The sequence below is a fragment of the Flavobacterium sp. GT3R68 genome (assembly GCF_007109225.1).
Classification (GTDB): Bacteria; Bacteroidota; Bacteroidia; order Flavobacteriales; family Flavobacteriaceae; genus Flavobacterium.
In genome coordinates this window covers 149,122-168,385 of sequence record NZ_VJZK01000002.1, presented here as the reverse complement: position 1 = coordinate 168,385, position 19,264 = coordinate 149,122, and the positions used below count along the sequence as shown (strand labels likewise).

16 protein-coding genes are annotated in these 19,264 nt (G+C 38.9%); 5 read left to right on the top strand and 11 right to left on the bottom strand.

All coding sequences use genetic code 11. From position 1 onward, the window contains the following. Position 1 precedes the first annotated feature (1 nt). Complete coding sequence (gene meaB / locus FNW07_RS05065) at positions 2-1,090, bottom strand: methylmalonyl Co-A mutase-associated GTPase MeaB (protein WP_126743613.1); 1,089 nt, start codon at positions 1,088-1,090, stop codon at positions 2-4. A gap of 117 nt (positions 1,091-1,207) precedes the next feature. On the opposite strand from meaB, the gene FNW07_RS05060 reads away from it, so the two are divergent. Then, positions 1,208-2,419 (top strand): MFS transporter, encoded by a 1,212-nt coding sequence (locus tag FNW07_RS05060; protein WP_126743614.1) that lies wholly within the window; start codon positions 1,208-1,210, stop codon positions 2,417-2,419. Between the two features lie 141 nt (positions 2,420-2,560). Further along, entirely contained in the window at positions 2,561-3,973 is a 1,413-nt protein-coding gene (locus tag FNW07_RS05055) for an FAD-binding oxidoreductase (protein ID WP_126743615.1), read from the top strand. An 11-nt stretch (positions 3,974-3,984) separates the two neighbouring features. Here the strand turns inward: FNW07_RS05055 and FNW07_RS05050 are convergent, their stop codons facing one another. The 8 genes from FNW07_RS05050 to FNW07_RS05010 form a co-directional block, all read right to left on the bottom strand. Next, positions 3,985-4,770 carry an SseB family protein gene (locus tag FNW07_RS05050; protein ID WP_126743616.1) on the bottom strand — a complete coding sequence of 262 codons (786 nt, stop codon included), beginning with the start codon at positions 4,768-4,770 and terminating at the stop codon, positions 3,985-3,987. An 18-nt stretch (positions 4,771-4,788) separates the two neighbouring features. Further along, positions 4,789-5,178 carry a hypothetical protein gene (locus FNW07_RS05045; RefSeq protein ID WP_126743617.1) on the bottom strand — a complete coding sequence of 130 codons (390 nt, stop codon included), beginning with the start codon at positions 5,176-5,178 and terminating at the stop codon, positions 4,789-4,791. Positions 5,179-5,458: 280 nt separating this feature from the next. Then, positions 5,459-6,622, bottom strand: coding sequence for an MFS transporter (locus tag FNW07_RS05035; RefSeq protein WP_126743619.1), 1,164 nt, complete (start codon positions 6,620-6,622; stop codon positions 5,459-5,461). A 141-nt stretch (positions 6,623-6,763) separates the two neighbouring features. Further along, on the bottom strand, positions 6,764-10,111 hold the full coding sequence (gene secA, locus FNW07_RS05030) for a preprotein translocase subunit SecA (RefSeq protein WP_126743620.1): 3,348 nt from the start codon (positions 10,109-10,111) through the stop codon (positions 6,764-6,766). Between the two features lie 90 nt (positions 10,112-10,201). Beyond that, positions 10,202-10,423, bottom strand: coding sequence for a DUF2795 domain-containing protein (locus FNW07_RS05025; protein WP_022828503.1), 222 nt, complete (start codon positions 10,421-10,423; stop codon positions 10,202-10,204). A 192-nt stretch (positions 10,424-10,615) separates the two neighbouring features. Next, positions 10,616-11,188, bottom strand: a complete 573-nt coding sequence (locus FNW07_RS05020) for a cob(I)yrinic acid a,c-diamide adenosyltransferase (protein ID WP_126743621.1) — start codon at positions 11,186-11,188, stop codon at positions 10,616-10,618. A gap of 38 nt (positions 11,189-11,226) precedes the next feature. After that, complete coding sequence (locus FNW07_RS05015; protein ID WP_126743622.1) at positions 11,227-12,084, bottom strand: RimK family alpha-L-glutamate ligase; 858 nt, start codon at positions 12,082-12,084, stop codon at positions 11,227-11,229. Between the two features lie 6 nt (positions 12,085-12,090). After that, positions 12,091-12,804 carry an ABC transporter ATP-binding protein gene (locus FNW07_RS05010; RefSeq protein ID WP_126743623.1) on the bottom strand — a complete coding sequence of 238 codons (714 nt, stop codon included), beginning with the start codon at positions 12,802-12,804 and terminating at the stop codon, positions 12,091-12,093. A gap of 221 nt (positions 12,805-13,025) precedes the next feature. On the opposite strand from FNW07_RS05010, the gene FNW07_RS05005 reads away from it, so the two are divergent. Continuing rightward, on the top strand, positions 13,026-13,706 hold the full coding sequence (locus tag FNW07_RS05005; RefSeq protein WP_126743624.1) for a DUF6565 domain-containing protein: 681 nt from the start codon (positions 13,026-13,028) through the stop codon (positions 13,704-13,706). 62 nt (positions 13,707-13,768) lie between these two features. Here FNW07_RS05005 and FNW07_RS05000 read toward each other — a convergent pair whose 3' ends face one another. Continuing rightward, entirely contained in the window at positions 13,769-14,542 is a 774-nt protein-coding gene (locus tag FNW07_RS05000; protein WP_126743625.1) for an O-methyltransferase, read from the bottom strand. A 27-nt stretch (positions 14,543-14,569) separates the two neighbouring features. Further along, positions 14,570-16,432, bottom strand: a complete 1,863-nt coding sequence (locus tag FNW07_RS04995) for an ABC-F family ATP-binding cassette domain-containing protein (RefSeq protein WP_126743626.1) — start codon at positions 16,430-16,432, stop codon at positions 14,570-14,572. Positions 16,433-16,708: 276 nt separating this feature from the next. Here FNW07_RS04995 and FNW07_RS04990 point away from each other — a divergent pair, with 276 nt between their 5' ends. After that, positions 16,709-17,866, top strand: a complete 1,158-nt coding sequence (locus tag FNW07_RS04990; protein ID WP_126743627.1) for a glycosyltransferase family 2 protein — start codon at positions 16,709-16,711, stop codon at positions 17,864-17,866. 84 nt (positions 17,867-17,950) lie between these two features. Next, positions 17,951-19,261, top strand: coding sequence for a dihydrolipoamide acetyltransferase family protein (locus tag FNW07_RS04985; protein ID WP_126743628.1), 1,311 nt, complete (start codon positions 17,951-17,953; stop codon positions 19,259-19,261). The last annotated feature ends 3 nt before the right edge of the window (positions 19,262-19,264 follow it).

Below are 19,264 nucleotides of genomic sequence, written 5' to 3'. Positions count from 1 at the left end.
CTTATTTTTTAAAATACGTTTCCAATAATAACTGAGCAGCTGCAAAAGGTGATATTTCATTGTTTTGCACTGCTTTTTTATTTTCTTCCAATAATTTCAAAAGGGTCGGATGATTGTAAAAGTTCAGTTTCAGCTGTTCATTAATGGTTTCAAGCATCCAGTATTGATTCTGCTCTTTTCTTTTTTCAAAGAAATATCCATTGTTCTTGGTCAGTTCCAAAAATTTCAGAATCGTTTCCCAAACCGCATCGATACCATCATGTGTGATCGCACTACAGGTCGAAGTGGTAGGTGTCCAGCCTGATTTTTTTGCGGGAAACAAATGAAGCGCCCGATTAAATTCCGTCTTGGCCAAATTGGCTTTTTTGATATTATCCCCGTCGGCTTTATTGATAACGATTGCATCGGCCATCTCCATGATACCTCTTTTGATCCCTTGCAATTCATCTCCGGCACCGGAAATTTTCAGCAACAGAAAAAAGTCCACCATGCTGTGTACTGCCGTTTCACTTTGCCCGACACCCACCGTTTCAATGATAATCGTATCAAAACCACAGGCTTCACAAAGGGTAATTGCTTCCCTGGTTTTGCGCGCCACTCCTCCTAAGGTTTCCCCTGAAGCGGACGGACGGATATACGCGTTTGTATCTTTTACCAATTCCTCCATCCGTGTTTTATCACCAAGAATACTTCCATGCGAAATCGTACTGCTCGGGTCTACTGCCAACACGGCTACTTTTTTTCCTAAGCCCGTCAGGTATTTTCCAAAGGCTTCAATAAAAGTACTTTTCCCGACACCCGGAACCCCGGTAATGCCTATGCGCACCGAATTGTTCGCATGCGGCAGGCACGCATTGATGACTTCATTAGCTTTGGCTAAATGAGATACATTAGTGCTTTCCACCAAGGTAATCGCCCGGCTTAGAGCAGTAATATTCCCCGCTAGTATTCCTGAAATTAATTCGGCTGAAGAAGGCTGCTTCTTTTTAAGGTTTTTGATATGTTCCGCAGCACTCGAACTGATAATTTCAGGTGGTGATACACCATCTTTTACCTGCAATGCCGAATGTTTTATTTTTTTGTTTTCCAAAACTTAAATCGTTTTAGTAAAATTAGTACTTAAAGCCGAATTACACTAATTGCCTTAAAAAAATAAATTACTTTAAATCCGTCTTTGAATTTAGTATTTTTGCATAAAATTAGGATTATGAAAGCTGTAGCAGAAATGAATGCCCCGATGGATACCCAGGAAGTAGCCAAAAAAACGGTCTATTCCATTCTGTTTTCCATTGCTTTTGCGCATTTATTGAACGATTTGCTGCAGGCGGTTATTCCGGCATCGTATCCAATATTGAAAGAAAACTTCAATTTATCGTTTACCCAAATCGGGTTAATCACTTTCGCCTATCAGATGGCGGCCTCAATACTGCAGCCAATGGTAGGATATTATACTGATAAAAAACCAAAACCTTATTCCCAGATCATCGGCATGCTTTTTACCATGTCCGGTATCGTGCTTTTGTCATATGCGTCCAGTTTTCAGATGATTATTATTTCGGTGATTTTTGTGGGTATCGGTTCTTCTATTTTTCATCCCGAAGCGTCCCGGATTTCGTTTCTGGCATCCGGCGGTAAGAGAGGACTCGCACAGTCTATTTTTCAGTTGGGAGGCAACGCAGGAACTGCACTGGGTCCGCTTTTAGTGGCGTTGATTGTCGTTCCCAATACGCAATATTATATCATTTGGTTTGCCGTTTTCGCTATTATTGGCTTAATGGTTTTAAGCAGGATTGCTCTGTGGTACCAACATCACTTGAATCTGCGTTCTACTAAAAAGGCAGTTATTGATCTGCCCAAGTTATCGCAGAATCAGATTATACTTTCGGTGGTAGTGTTGATGGTACTGATATTTTCAAAATTCTTTTACATGGCCAGTGTGTCGAGCTATTTTACCTTTTATCTAATGGAAAAATTCAGCTTGTCAGTTCAGGAAGCACAGTTTCATTTAGTTTTATTTCTCGCATCCTGCGCATTGGGAACCTTGATTGGCGGACCATTGGGCGACCGTTTCGGTAGAAAATATGTTATTTGGTTTTCTGTTTTAGGCGCAGCGCCATTTACGTTATTATTACCGTATGCCGATTTATTCTGGACCGGAATATTATCGGTCATCATCGGAACCATTATGTCTTCAGCCTTCCCGGCAATATTGGTTTTTGCACAGGAATTATTACCCAAAAAATTAGGAATGGTTTCCGGTCTTTTTTACGGATTCGCCTTCGGAATGGGCGGTTTAGGCTCAGCCTTATTAGGAAACTTAGCCGATCATACCAGCATCATCTATGTTTATCACATCTGCGCCTACCTTCCATTAATTGGAATAATCGCTTTCTTTTTACCCAATTTAAAAAAGAAATAGTTTTTCAGGAGCTTTTCCTGCTCTCCACTGTATCCACGCAAAAAAAGCGTGGGATGCCGTTTCGATCAGGGCTAGGGATTTCGGTTTCCAATTACCCCAAATAATAGTATTTTTAATACCTTTACAGTTGAATTTACTGCTATGTCTTATAATGAATTAAATACTGCCGTGATTGCCCAATTGGAACAAATTGTGGGGTCCTCTTTTATTTTTTTGGATCAGGAAACCAGGAACCATTACGGTCACGATGAAACGGAAGATTATGTTTTTCCTCCTGCCGTAGTCTTGAAACCAGGTACTCCCGAAGAAATTTCGGCTATTATGAGAATAGCAAGCGAAAATAAAATTCCTGTAACGCCAATTGGCGGCCGGACCGGTCTTAGCGGAGGCGCATTGTCAATCCATCAGGGAATTGGCTTATCGATGGAACGCTTCAATAAAATCCTCCATATTGATGAGCAGAATTTACAGGTTACCGTTGAACCGGCAGTTATCACGCAGGTGCTCCGGGAAAGCGTGGCCGAGAAAGGTCTTTTTTATCCACCGGACCCCAGCAGTCAGGGAAGTTGTTGGATAGGAGGGAATGTCGCCGAAAATGCCGGAGGCGCCCGTGCCGTGAAGTATGGTGTCACCAAAGATTATGTCCTGAACCTGGAAGTGGTGCTTGCCAACGGGGAAATTATCTGGACAGGCGCCAATACGTTGAAAAACTCTACCGGTTACAACCTGACCCAATTGATGGTCGGGAGTGAAGGCACTTTGGGAGTAATCACTAAAATTGTTATGAAATTATTGCCACAAGCCACACACAATGTTTTGATGTTGGTTCCTTTTTATTCTGCCAATGAGGCCTGTGAAGCCGTTTCTGCCATATTCAGGGCCGGAGTTGTCCCAAGTGCTTTGGAGTTCATGGAACGCGATGCAATTGACTGGACGCTGAAATTTGTTCCCAATGTGAGTGTAACAATAAAAGACGGTATAGAGGCCCATTTACTAATTGAAGTGGATGGTAATTATCCGGATGTTCTTTTTACGGAAGCCGAAAAAATTATGACAGTCGTAGAACAATTTAAAATTGATGAAGTACTGTTTGCAGACACCGAAGACCAGAAAAACGCATTATGGAAAATGCGTCGGGCGGTCGGTGAAGCGGTAAAATCAAATTCCATCTATAAAGAGGAAGATACCGTGGTGCCACGCTACGAATTGCCAAAATTATTGTACGGAATAAAGGAAATCGGAAATAAATATGGTTTCAAATCGGTTTGTTACGGTCACGCCGGCGATGGAAACCTGCACGTGAATATCGTCAAAGGGGAGATGTCCGATGCCGATTGGACAACAGAAATACCCAAAGGAATCCGTCAAATTTTTGAATTGACAGTTTCCCTGAAAGGAACCTTATCCGGAGAGCATGGTATCGGTTATGTTCAGAAAAACTATATGGATATTGCGTTTAACCAAGCGCAACTTCAGCTGATGAAAGGAATTAAATCAGTATTTGATCCTCATGGAATCTTAAATCCCGGAAAAATATTCCCCGATCAAATGTAATTTTTCTATGATTATTTTTTATATACAAATGAATTTTCAACATTCTGAATTGTCTGATACCAATTAGCATCTTCAATAAAGAATAAGTCTAAGGGTTGATTAAGTTTCTCTCCTTGTAATGCATTCTGAACTGAATTAATTGTCGCAGTCTTTGCATTTTCAGAATTAGTTAAAAGTTTGAAGCCTAAAACCAAGCTAAATTCATTGTTCTTGGTTTGTCCATATTGATAAACTTCTTCTATGACTGTAATTCTTTTAAAATTTTGGATAAGTTTTTGGATAATTTTATTTTCTAAAGGATTATTTGGTGTGCCGACTTGGACAGTTGTGTCTTCCTCGATGTTTAAAGTTTCAATATTGTCCCTATTTTTTTCTAAAACAAACATGGTTGGTAAATCAGAATTAATTACAATCCGGTCCATTAATTCTCTTTCACAAAGGCTCAAAACATCTTTTGAAGATAATGCAGTATATTGAGTTGGTTTATTTGCCCAATTTAACAACGCCTTTTCGTCAGTAAATGCACCTAAAACTTTTAATCCGTCTAAATTAAAAACAGATGAAAGTTGCAACGTTGTATCGCCTTTTGTGGTGGTCCAGGAGTCCGAAAATTGGTTGTCGTTTTTTGAAGGTAATAGTAAAAATGAATTACCGTTCATTAATTCTAAAACAACATTTTTATAGCTATCACCTTCACCATTCTGCTTTTCATAAATGCTCAGTAATTCAAAAAGTCTTGAATTTTCTGGATCAGGTTGTTTTGATTTGCTACCAAAAAGCTTGTCAAATATTCCCATAGATGAATTTTCTTTTGGTTATTTTGCCAAATACTCCAGTAAAACCGGATCGGCATTTTTAAAAGTATTGGATTGCTCCGTAATGGATGCGACTCTTTTTTTATTCAGTTTCATCGTAATGTCCGCTTTCGTGGTAAACAAAAGTGCGGACAAAAAAGGCTTGTTTATATACGGGATCATCCTCTCAATGGCCGTTTCCAAAGAATGCGTTTCCACTACTTCTTCCTGCTGGAATTTGAAGGTCAAGGTGAATTTCAATATATCCTCTTCCAGAATGGAACGCATGTAAATATTCATCAGATCGGTATTGCCGATAGTCTTTGCCAAGGTTAATTTAGCGAAAGTACCCTCGCTGATACTGCTCCTTACATGATTGAAAAAGCTATTGAATACTGCTGTATTTGGCATTGAATAGTAGGTTTAAATTTTGCGTTTACTTGTAAAAAAGAACCCTCTCTGATTTTGGAAAGGGTTAATGTTCTAGTCTCTTTTTGGACTGTTTTTCTTTTCTCTTTTTGCTTCCTTCTTTTCCTTGGCGGTCTTAAGAGGTTCTTTTTTTTCTGTTTTCTTTGCGTCTTGACTTTTTGCCATGATATTTATTTTTGATTATTGTTATCTCTTTATAAGAAGTAAATGTAAAATTATTTTTTGTCATAGGAAATAGATTGCACGAATAAAATGTTTCATCTTATTCTTTTACGGAAAACCTGAAATAAAGTATGATTAATAATGATACAGTTCCGGTAACCAGAAACGTTGCCTCAGCACCAAATTGATACCAAATCAATCCCGCTAACGAACTGGCCAACATCGAACAGATGCTTTGAAATCCCGAATACGTTCCGATGGCTGTCGCGGTATCGTTTTTATCGGTGATATTGCTGATCCAGGCTTTTGAAATACCCTCAGTCGCCGCCGCATATATTCCATACAGCAGAAAAAATCCGCCAATGACATAAGTATGAGAGCTCAATCCCATACCTAAATAGACGATAGCGTAGAGGGATAGGCCGTAGATAAACATTTTCTTCAGCCCAATTTTATCTGCCAGGATCCCAATAGGGAAAGCGCACAAGGCATAAACCAAATTATAAAAAATATAAAGGCCAATGACCTGGATGTCACTCAAACCGGATTCCTTTGCTTTTAAAAGCAAGAATATGTCTGAACTATTAAACAATGTAAATGCCAATAATCCGATGACCACTTGGCGATAGGCGATGGGTGCAGTTTTCCAATAACTGAAAGAGGAAAAAAATGAAACGGACTTCTTTTCTTTGTGAACGAGATGTTTTTTTTCTTTTAGAAATAGCGAAGCCAAAACTGCCAAAACACCCGGAATAAAAGCGATCAAGAATAATGTTTTGTAATCTTCCGGATAATAATAGAGATACAGTAACGCCAATGAAGGACCCAATACGGCTCCAAACGTATCCATCGAGCGATGAAAACCAAAGATTTTCCCTTTCGTTTTAGGAGTGGCTTCGTCGGAAAGAATTGCATCCCGGGCACCGGTCCGTATTCCTTTTCCAAAACGATCCACCGTCCGGGCGAAGAAAATCCACATCGGATGTACCAAAACGGCCATCATGGGTTTTGAAATTGCACTGAACGTATATCCCAGCTGAACAAACGGCACGCGCCTTTGGGATGCATCCGATCGTTTTCCGAAATAGCCTTTACTCAGACCTGCAGTAGCTTCAGCCACGCCTTCCAGAATACCAATCAGCACAATGGAAAACCCGATGGTCTTCAAATAAATCGGCATTATTGGATACAGCATCTCACTTGCCATATCAGTAAATAAGCTGACCAATGAAAGTATCCAGACAGTACGCGTGATGTATTTCAAATGTATTATTGTTTAGTAATGACTAAGATACGAAAAAACGCATGTGGAATAATATGAACTATTTTAGAATTGGTTTTAAAAAAAATCCCCAACTACATTTTGTAATTGGGGATTGTACTATTTATTATTTTCAACTGAAATCTATTCATTCACGATAACCCATTCACCTGAAGCCAACATCGTTTCCGCTTTTTTGAATTTCATGGTTTCGGTTTTACCGCTCATTACATGTTTAATGGTAACATTGTCATTACGGTTGATTTTTGGCATATCCCTTACAATCGTTTCCGTCACTTGGCGAGGCTGTGTTTGTCCGGCCTCACGATTGGCACTTTCGCTGCTTTGAATTTCATTTCTGGTAGTCTGATAATCTTCCTTTTGATGATGAACTTCTCTTGCTTCCTGAATTGCGGGAGCCGTTTGCTGTGGCAAATCTCCTTTGAACAGGAATGAAATAACTTCTTTATTCACCCCATTGAGCATACTGCTGAACAAATTGAAAGCTTCAAATTTATAGATAAGCAATGGATCTTTTTGTTCGTGAACGGCTAATTGAACCGATTGTTTCAACTCGTCCATTTTACGTAAATGTTTTTTCCAGGCTTCATCCACAATTGCTAAAGTGATGTTTTTCTCGAAATCGGCAACCAGTTGTTTTCCTTCTGTTTCGTAGGCTTTCTTCAGATCGGTAACCACGCTTAGTGATTTTACACCATCTGTAAATGGTACTACAATACGTTCAAACTGATTGTTTTTATCTTCGTAAACATTTTTGATGATAGGCAAAGCTTCCCGGGCGCTACGCTCCGTTTTCTCAGCATAATACTGTAAAGCTGCTTTGTAAATTTTACCGGTCAGTTCTATTTCTGTCAATTTACCGAAATCACTTTCTGATACCGGGGAAGTGATGGAGAAATAGCGAATCAATTCGAATTCAAAATTTTTGAAATCATTGTTCATCTTATTGTCATTCACGATCACCTCGCAAGTGTCATACATCATGTTGGCAATATCCAGTTTCAGACGTTCCCCATGCAATGCGTGACGACGACGTTTGTAAACTACCTCACGCTGTGCGTTCATAACGTCATCGTATTCCAATAAACGTTTACGGACACCAAAGTTGTTTTCCTCTACTTTTTTCTGGGCACGTTCGATGGATTTGGTCATCATTGAATGCTGAATCACTTCCCCTTCTTTCAATCCCATTCTGTCCATTACTTTGGCTACTCTTTCAGAACCAAATAAACGCATCAGGTTATCTTCTAAAGAAACATAGAATTGGGAACTTCCCGGATCTCCCTGACGTCCTGCACGACCACGTAACTGTCTGTCGACACGACGCGAATCATGACGTTCAGTACCGATAATTGCCAAACCACCGGCAGCTTTCACTTCAGCAGATAATTTAATATCCGTTCCACGACCGGCCATGTTGGTTGCGATAGTCACTACTCCGGCTTTTCCTGCTTCCTCAACAATTTGTGCCTCCTGCTTGTGCATTTTGGCATTCAAAACGTTGTGGGCTACACCGCGCATTTTCAGCATTCGGCTTAATAATTCCGAAATCTCTACCGAAGTGGTACCAATCAATACTGGTCTTCCGGCCTTAGATAATTCAGATACATCTTCAATAACAGCATTGAATTTTTCGCGTGTCGTTTTATAAATTAAATCTTCTTTGTCTTTTCTCGACATTGGTCTGTTGGTAGGAATTTCTACCACATCCAATTTATAAATTTGCCAAAGCTCACCTGCTTCTGTAACAGCTGTTCCGGTCATACCGCCCAATTTGCTGTACATTCTGAAATAGTTCTGCAATGTGACTGTTGCAAAAGTTTGGGTTGCCGCTTCAATTTTTACGTTTTCTTTCGCTTCAATCGCCTGGTGTAAACCGTCAGAATAACGACGGCCATCCATGATACGTCCAGTCTGCTCATCTACAATCATGATTTTGTTGTCCATGATTACATATTCCACGTCCTTTTCGAATAAGCTATACGCTTTCAGTAGTTGCGTTAACGTGTGGATTCTTTCGCTTTTGATGCTGAAATCCTGAAACAGTCTTTCTTTCTCTTCGGCTTCGGCATCCTTGTCTAATTTTTTTCTCTCGATAGCCGCAATTTCGGTTCCGATATCCGGAAGAACGAAGAAACTACTGTCGGTATCCTGAGAAAGAAATTTGATTCCGTTGTCAGTTAATTCGACCTGATTGTTCTTTTCTTCAATTACAAAATACAACGCTTCATCTGCAATATGCATATCACGTTTGTTATCCTGTAAATACTGATTTTCGGTTTTTTGAAGCAATTGCTTGATCCCTTCTTCACTCAAAAATTTGATTAAGGCTTTATTTTTTGGTAAACTTCTGTAGGCTCTCAATAAATTGAAACCACCTTCTTTGGTATTACCCTCTTTAATTAATCTTTTCGCTTCCGCTAAAAACCCGTTGGCCAATTGTCTTTGCAGACTTACCAGGTTTTCGATTTTTGGTTTCAGCTCATTAAATTCATGACGGTCTCCTTGTGGAACCGGACCCGAAATAATCAATGGCGTTCTCGCATCATCAATCAATACCGAATCGACCTCATCGACAATGGCGTAATTGTGTTTTCTCTGAACCAAATCTGCCGGCGAATGCGCCATGTTATCTCTTAAGTAGTCAAAACCAAATTCGTTATTAGTCCCGTAGGTAATATCGGCTTCGTATGCTTTTCTTCTTTCGTCAGAATTAGGCTGGTGATTGTCGATACAATCTACTGTCAGACCGTGGAACTCAAACAGTGGCGCTTTCCAAGTACTATCACGTTTTGCCAAATAATCATTCACGGTTACCAAGTGCACCCCGTTTCCGGTTAGGGCATTCAGATAAAGAGGCAAAGTTGCCACTAACGTTTTTCCTTCCCCAGTCTGCATTTCTGCAATTTTACCTCCATGAAGTACCATACCACCAATCAACTGGACATCATAATGCACCATGTCCCAAGTGATTTCTTTTCCGGCAGCGCTCCAGGAATTAGCCCAAATTGCATTATTCCCATCCAATGTAATATAGCTTTTTGTGGCAGAAAGTTCGCGGTCTTTTGGAGTAGCCGTGACTGTGATTGAAGTATTGTCTTTGAATCTTTTGGCGGTTTCTTTCACTACTGCGAAAGCTTCAGGAAGCAATTCGCCCAATGTTTTTTCAGAAATCTCGTAAGCTTCCTTTTCTAAAGCGTCAATGGCCATGTAAAGGTCTTCTCTTTTATCGATGTCCTCGATGGTTTCCACTTCCACCTGAAGTGCGGCTATTTTCGCATCTTTCTCGGCACGGGCCTGCTTTATTTTTTCCTTGAAATAGGCAGTTTTTTCTCTCAATTCATCATGAGATAATGCTTCTAAGGCACTTTCGAAAGTTTTTATTTTCGTGATATTACCTTGTAAGGCTTTGACGTCTTTCTCGGATTTGTCCCCAACAAAAACTTTAAGAATGCTATTTATGAAACTCATATTATTTATCTCTATTTCTATTTATAATCAAGTGTGTAAAATTAACCAAAAAAAAAGCCTCTGATGAGACTTTTTCATTGATTTTATTTTTTAATATTCATCCTCGTTCCAAAGATAATCTTCGTCGGTTGGATAATCAGGCCAAATCTCTTCCATCGATTCATAAATCTCCCCTTCGTCTTCTATAGATTGTAGGTTTTCAACCACTTCAAGTGGCGCACCAGCTCTAATAGCGTAGTCGATAAGTTCATCTTTGGTCGCAGGCCACGGTGCATCACTTAAATAAGATGCTAATTCTAATGTCCAATACATTTGATATCGATTTTAGTTTATGCAAAAATAAATTTTTTACTGAAAAAGTCAAGTAAAAATCGATTTATTTTAAAAAAAGTTAAGAACGTCAATTTTTTGTGTTTTTTAGCCCTGATAGCAGTGGAAATCCTTTTGCTTTTTTTAAAGCAAAAGATTGCAACGGATAGCAGGAAACAGCTTCAAAAAAATGGATCAACCCTTTTGAGGAATCCACTTTATTTCTTCAGCGTTTAGATCATGGGACAACTTCCGTGCCAAGACAAAAAGGTAGTCAGAAAGTCGGTTCAGATACTTAATCACCAGCTCATCTGTAGGCTCAATGTCATTTAAATGGACAGACAGACGCTCTGCCCTGCGGCAAACACAACGTGCAATGTGACAATATGACACGGTCGTATGACCACCCGGAAGTACAAAATGAGTCATGGGAGGTAAACTTTTCTCCATTTCATCAATCTCATTTTCAAGCAATTCAATATCACCCTCTATGATTTTGGGAATATTTAATCTTGGCTTGCCGTTTTTTAGGATTTCTTTTTCTGGCGGAGTGGCCAGAATTGCGCCAACAGTAAACAACCGATCCTGGATTTGGATCAATATTTCTTTATAATGCGTATTCATCTCCTGATCTCGGATTAGTCCAATGTGGGAATTGAGTTCATCGACGGTGCCGTAACTTTCGATTCGGATATGGTCTTTCGGTACCCGTGTGCCTCCAAAAAGTGCCGTGGTTCCTTTGTCTCCTGTTTTAGTATATACTTTCATTGAGGTATTTGTTTGATGATTTTTGAAAAAAATAGCATTTAGTGTATAAGTTCCAGTAATTCTGAAACGAATCTGGTTTGTGAGCCCTCACTTAAATTGAAATACAAATCAGGCTCGATGCATTCCACTTCCATTAAATGCAGTTCATTATTAATGACAATGCCATCAACCCGGGCATATAACAACTGGTCATCGAATGTGTTGACAATTTGTTGTGCCTTTTGGATCAATTCTTCAGTGGGTTTTACTGCGGTGTATTGCCCGCCGAATTGTACCTGCACCCTAAAATCACCTGCCATTGGTTTTTTGTTGACACAATGCGAGAATTTTTTATTGAAAAAGATAAATGATGTTTCTCCGAATTCCTTAATCTCCGGCATGAATTCCTGTACCAGCAATTCTTTTTCGGAAGCAATTGTACGGTATTCTTCATTCATATATGCTGTCTCGATAACATCAAAAAGAGTTGTCTGATAAGCACCTCCCGAAAAAGCGGGTTTGATAACTGCATTTTTCCAATGAGCCGGAATGATTTCGGAAAGGTTCAGATTAGAAGTCTTATCAATAAAAACAGTAGGGATGATAGCAATTCCCTGCTGCTGGAGGTCACGAAGGTAAAATTTATGCTTGTTCTGTTTAATGACAGCAATCGGATTTAAGGTTTTAATCCCTGAACGTTCTATTTGGTCAAGCCAAAGGTTGAACTCCTGTTCCTTTTCAAAATAATCCCAGGTGTTCCGAAAAATCAGCCAATCAAATTCGTTCCAATTAATTGTTGGGTCATCCCAAATCACTGCTTTTGCATGAATCTGATGTTTCGCCAATTCTGGAATTAAAAGCTGGTCTTCAGGGTTAAGATACGGCAGTTTGGCACAGGTAAGTAAAGCTACATTCATGACGGTTTACAAAGAAGCAAGTTCTTTTTCAATAATGTTTGAATTGTCACTTTCAATAATTCCGTCGCGTAAACGAATGATTCTATGCGCGTGTTTGGCGATCTCTTCTTCATGTGTTACCAAAATAACGGTGTTTCCAAGAGCATGAATTTCATTGAACAGTCCCATAATTTCTTCCGACGTTTTACTGTCGAGGTTACCGGTAGGCTCATCTGCCAAAATAATGGAAGGACGGTTTACCAAAGCACGGGCAACGGCCACACGCTGTCTTTGTCCTCCCGAGAGCTGATTGGGCTGGTGATCCATGCGGTCGGCCAATCCTACTTGTGTCAGAACTTCTTCGGCACGTGCTTTTCTGTCCGCTTTCGAATGCCCGGCGTAAATCATTGGCAGGGCCACATTATCCAGGGCAGTTGTTCTTGGTAAAAGGTTAAAGGTCTGAAAAACAAAACCGATTTCCTTGTTCCTGATTCCGGCGAGTTCGTCGTCCTTCATCTGGCTGACATCTTTGCCGTTTAGGATATATTGTCCTGATGTAGGCGTATCGAGACAGCCTAAAAGGTTCATTAAAGTAGATTTTCCAGAACCTGAAGGTCCCATTAAAGCGACATATTCTCCCTTGTTTATTTTTAAATCGATACCTTTTAATACATAAACGATTTCATTTCCCAGAATAAAATCTCTCGTAATATTTTTGATTTTTATAAGTGGCGCAGTCATTTTTTTTAATTTGAGATAAAAGTAAGTGTTTTTTTTAAACTGTGCTGAATAAAAATTCTTACATAATTGTTATACAATTATATATTTTTGTTATGTTATACTCATATTTTAAAATAATTTTAAGTTAAATATTAAATTATTATTAAATTTTTAAGGCAAACATTGTTTAACAAACAAATTTTCTTACATTTACTTATATAATATTTAAAACCCAATTAATTATGAAAAACAGAAATTTGTTTTTAGGATTAGCGATAATCGCTTTAGCATTTACATCTTGTAAAGATGAAAAAGAAACACAAGCAGAGAAACAGGTTGATACGTACGTTGTTTACGTTGATTCATTAGGGAACGTAGCCGAAGCTGACGCAAAAACAAATTGGCAGGCCATTGATGCTTCTTACCAATTAAGAATGAGCGAAGCTGAAGCAGCTTTGGAAAATCTGAAAGATAGAGAAAAAGCTCAAGAAAGAATAAATGCAAGTAAAGCTAAATATGAAGCTTTAAAAGCTAAAATGCAAGCAGATATGCAGCCAGCGGAAGCAGCAGCACCTGCAAACCCTAAAATGGCATTAAGAAGTGCCTTATTCGGTGAAGGAAAAGTGGGTGACGATATGAATTTTGACTGGGTAAATAAAGATAATATCCATGGTGTCTACCAACAATTCATTCACACTGTTGAGAACAATAAAGACAGTTATTCCCGTGAAGACTGGGATGAAATCAAAGTTATGTATGAAGCACTTGACACTAGAAAAAATACTGTTGAAAGAGAAGGTCTTTCTTCTGAAGACAACAGAAAAATCGCTAGTTTGAAAATCAAATTTGCACCAATGTTAAAAGTTAACAGAATAGGTGCTAAATCTGGAGAAAACGAAAGAGCCAAAGAAGAAGCAAACTAATAAGTTATTTATTAATTCGAGAGAAATGACAGTCAGTAATGGCTGTCATTTTTTTTTTGATATTAATTGACCCGAATAACAAAGTTTTCTTTTACCTGCTCACTTCTGAAGAAAACCAATCCCCATTGAAAGGTGTCGATTGTAACCGTTACTTTAGGGTTTTGCTTTATGACATTCCACGCTTCTTCCATTTCGGGGGACCAATGAATGTCATCGAAAATCCAGACGCTGTCATTGGTGATGGTTGGGAGTAACAATTCAAAATAATCCAAAGTGGCCGTTTTGGAATGATTCCCGTCAAAGTATATGAATTGAAATGAATCAGAAACAGTCTGCAAGTAATTTCCGAATTCGGTTACGACAGCATTTACATTGTCCAAACCAAACTTCTTAAATTGTTGCTGGGCAATAGTAGCGGTTTCAGGACAGCCTTCAAGCGTTACAATACTTGAATTTTTATTTCCCAACGCCAGTGCTGCTGTCGCCAATCCTAATGAAGTCCCTATTTCTAAGATATCTTTCGGTTTAAAATAATGAACAATCCGATACAGTAATTCAGCCCTCTTTTTTGTAATTCCCGCAGTTTGTGCAATTTTGGAAATGGATCTCATGTTACTTTTAAAAACACGCGAACCCGCACCAAAATCTATTACGTTAATCGTTTTGTTGTTTTCTAAAAGGGAATTTCTGTATTTTTTTAGAAGAATATAGTCTGTCTTTGGTTTTTTATCATAAAAACATTTCGTGACAAGACTAAACACAAAAGGGGAATGGACTCCATGCTCGTTTTTGGAGTGCCAAAGAAATTTCAGATAAGCTTTTATATGAAACAGCATAAGTATATATCAGTCGCTGACTAAGTTTTACCCTTCAATTTTCGCCGAAAGTTCAAACCAGCGTTCTTCTTTCTCTTCAATTTTAGCAATGATGTTTTGTAATTCATTCGCTTTTTTCTCAATATCAGCATCGGCTACTTTGCCTTCAGAGAAAAGGTGTTCAATAGCAATTTTCTGAACCTCCAAATCTTTGATTTCTTTCTCAATTTTCTGAAATTCCTTTTGTTCGTTGAACGTCAGATTTCCTGTCGGATTATTTTGTTTCCAGTCTTTCTTTTCGGCTTTGTTTTCTTCTTTCTGGGCCACATCAGTACTGTCTTCATACGCCCTGAAATCAGAATAGTTACCTGGGAAATTCTCGATTACACCTTCACCTCGGAAGATAAATAAATGATCGACAATCTTATCCATAAAGTAACGGTCGTGTGACACTACTACCAGACATCCCGGATAATCCAAAAGGAAGCTTTCTAGAACATTTAAGGTAACAATATCCAAATCATTGGTAGGCTCATCGAGAATCAAAAAGTTCGGATTCTGAATCAAAACCGTACACAAATACAACCGTTTCAGTTCACCACCACTCAATTTCTCTACAAAATCATATTGTTTTTTGCTGTCAAAAAGGAAACGTTCCAATAATTGGGAAGCAGAAATAATTTTTCCTTTGGTCAGCGGAATAAATTCGCCATATTCTTTGATTACGTCGATGACGCGCTGTCCCGGTTTTGGATTGATTCCGCTTTGGGTATAATAACCGATTTTAATCGTATCACCCACAACGACTTTTCCGCCATCTAACGGAACATTCCCAGTCAGTAAATTTAAAAAAGTTGATTTTCCGGTTCCGTTTTTCCCGATGATTCCAATGCGCTCTCCTCGTTGGAAATCGAAACTGAAATTATCCAAAATCACACGGTCCTTAAAACGTTTGGAGATTTTATGAAGCTCGATAATCTTGCTGCCCATGCGTTCCATATTGATTTCAAGTTCCACCACATTCTCCTTACGACGGCTTTGTGCTTTTTCCTTGATTGTATAAAAATCATCCTGGCGGGATTTCGATTTGGTTGTTCTCGCCTTTGGCTGACGGCGCATCCATTCCAGTTCTTTTACAAAAAGATTCTGTGCTTTATCGACACTGGAATTTTCTGAGGCAATGCGTTCCTCTTTTTTCTCTAAATAATAGGAGTAGTTTCCTTTGTATTGGTATAATTTTCCATTGTCCAATTCGATGATTTCATTACAGACACGTTCCAGAAAGAAACGGTCGTGTGTCACCATGAATAACGTAATGTTTTCTTTGGCAAAATAACTCTCAAGCCATTCAATCATCTCCAAATCAAGGTGATTCGTGGGTTCATCCAGAATTAGTAAATCCGGACGGTTGATTAATATGATGGCCAATGACAGCCGTTTTTTCTGCCCACCCGAAAGGTTTTTTACTTTCAGTTTGAAGTCTTCCAACTTCAATTTGAATAAAATCTGTTTGTATTGTGTTTCAAAATCCCAGGCATCATGCTGGTCCATTAGGTCAAAAGCCTTTTGGTACGCCTCAGAATCATCCGGGTTTTCCAATGCTTTCTCGTATTGTTCAATGACTTTTAGAGTCTCGTTATCCGAAGCAAAAATGCTTTCTTCAATAGTCAGCTCATCCTGAAGGTTGCCTACTTGCGACAAAAATGCCATTTTGATACTTTTTCTCAGAACTACTTTTCCTGTATCGGGTTCATCGAAACCATTGATAATATTCATAATGGTCGTTTTTCCAGAACCATTTTTGGCAATGAAAGCAATTTTCTGATCTTTATTAATTCCGAACGAGATGTCTTTAAACAAAGTACGTTCACCAAAAGATTTCGAGATATTTTCAACAGATAGGTAATTCACAGCGGTAATTTTTTTACTTCGTACAGTTCGACCTTCGCGGTCTCGGGTGCAAAAGTAGGTCATTGCGAGGAACGAAGCAATCTTTTCTTGTCATTGCGAGGAACTAGGCAGTCTGAAGCGAAAAGTTTGGGATTTTTCAGGAATGCTTTTCCCGCCTTCCCCTTTATCTTTGTTCGTTCCTCACAAAGGATACCGGCTCCATCGGGGCTAAAAGATAAATGTCTTTTGTGTTTTTAATTTTTTGCAACTTTACGACTTTAAATATACCTTTGAAAAATGCAGCTATCCGTCATTATTCTCAACTACAACGTTCGGTATTTTCTGGAACAATGTGTTTTAAGTGTCCAAAATGCACTCGAAGGCATTGACGGCGAAATCATTGTAGTCGATAACAATTCTTCCGATGACAGTTGCGAAATGATGAAACAACGCTTCTCCAATGTTCAACTTATTGAAAACAAAGAAAATTCCGGTTTTCCAAAAGGGAATAATATGGGTGTGGCAGCTGCCAAAGGAGAGTATATTTGCATTCTCAATCCGGATACTGTGGTTGCCGAAGATACTTTTACCAAAGTGTTGGACTTCGCCAGGAAACAATCCGACCTAGGAATTGTGGGCTGCAAACTGATTGACGGAACGGGAAATTTTCTTCCCGAAAGCAAAAGAGGGATTCCAACTCCCTGGGTTGCTTTTACCAAGATTATTGGGCTCTATAAAATATTCCCAAAATCAACCTTGTTCAATAAATATTACGCCCAAAATCTGATGGAGAATCAAACAGGAAAAGTGGATATCCTGGTGGGGGCTTTTATGGTGATGAAACGTGAATTATATCTTGGAGTCGGTGGTTTTGATGAGGATTGTTTTATGTATTCCGATGATATTGATCTGTCTTACATGGTATTGCAGAAAGGTAAAACGAATTATTATTTCCACGAAACAACAGTCATCCACTATAAAGGAGAAAGTACCGTTAAGGATGGGACGTACATGCAACGATTCCGCGAAGCCATGCAGTTTTTTTACCGGAAACATTTCGGTGCCTCTTTATTGTTTGATTGGTTTATGAGGGTCGGAACGTGGTTTTTTGCATTGGCAAAGAAAAATAAGACCGCTGCCAATATAAAACCGGAAGAATATTTTCTATTTTCTTCGGACGAAAATCTGAAGCAGAAATTGAAAAAACAGTTTCAAAAAAAGCTCCACTGTTTAACAAACGTAGACGAAAATGTTTTATTTTCGCATGAAATTTCAAAAGTCAGGCAAAGCGAATTGATACTGGATAATGCTCATTTTTCATTCCGTCAAATCATTTCTTTTTTTGAAAAAAATAAAAATCAGGGATTCACTTTCAAAATCATACCCAAAAACGCTTCTTTTATCATTGGAAGCAATAGTAGTAATGATCGGGGAGAGATTATTCTGATAGAGTAAAAATTTACATTTTGTGGAATAATAATTTAAAATAATTAGTAATTTTGCAAACCAAATACGAAAAAACAACTTTAGTTTAAAGATATGGCAAAGTTTGAATTGAGATTACCCAAAATGGGCGAAAGCGTTGCGGAAGCAACCATTACCAACTGGTTAAAAAAAGTAGGTGAAAAAATCGACGCGGACGAAGCCGTATTGGAAATTGCAACTGATAAGGTTGACAGTGAAGTTCCTTCGGAAGTAAGCGGCGTATTGACTGAAATTCTTTTCAATGTAGACGACGTGGTTCTAGTAGGGCAGACAATTGCAATCATTGAGACTGAAGGCGGTGTTGTTGAGGTTGCGAAAGAAACGGCTCAGGCGGTAACTGAAGTATCTAAAACAGTTGACTTGAGCGGCGAACAGGCGAAGCAAACTGCTAAAGATGCAGTAGCTGCTCCTGTAAATTTTTCTGATTCAGAAAAATTCTTTTCACCTTTAGTGAAAAATATTGCCAAAGAAGAAGGGGTTACTATTGCTGAACTGGAAGCCATTCAAGGCGCTGGTAAAGACGGAAGAGTTACTAAAAATGATATATTAGAATACGTTAAAAACAGATCATCCCAGCCAGCTACTCCTGCTCCTGCAGCTGAAGCACCAAAAGTGGCAATGGTTGCGCAAAAAGCAGCTCCTGTTTCGGTAAATGGTGGTGATGAAATCGTAGAAATGGACAGAATGCGTAAGCTGATTTCCGGATATATGGTGGCCTCTGTTCAAACTTCAGCACACGTCCAATCGTTCATCGAAGTGGATGTGACGAACATCGTGAAATGGAGAGATAAAGTTAAGAATGCATTCGAGAAAAGAGAAGGGGAGAAATTGACTTACACACCAATCTTTATGGAAGCGGTTGCCAAAGCATTAAAAGACTTCCCTGGCATGAATATTTCTGTAGATGGCGATTATATCATCAAAAGAAAGAATATCAATTTGGGAATGGCAGCAGCGTTGCCAAATGGAAATTTGATTGTTCCCGTAATTAAAAATGCAGACCAATTGAACCTGGTGGGAATGGCAAAAGCGGTAAACGATTTAGGAAACCGTGCTAAATTAGGAAAACTGAAACCTGACGATACTCAGGGAGGTACATATACTGTTACTAATGTGGGTACCTTTGGAAGTGTTTTTGGAACACCAATCATCAACCAGCCACAAGTGGGGATTTTAGCTCTTGGAGCCATCCGAAAAGTACCTGCAGTTATTGAAACTCCGGAGGGTGATTTTATCGGTATCCGCCAAAAAATGTTTTTGTCACACAGTTATGATCACCGTGTTGTAGATGGAGCTCTTGGAGGTTCGTTCGTAAAACGCGTAGCAGATTACCTGGAAGCTTTCGACAGCAATCGTGATTTCTAAAAT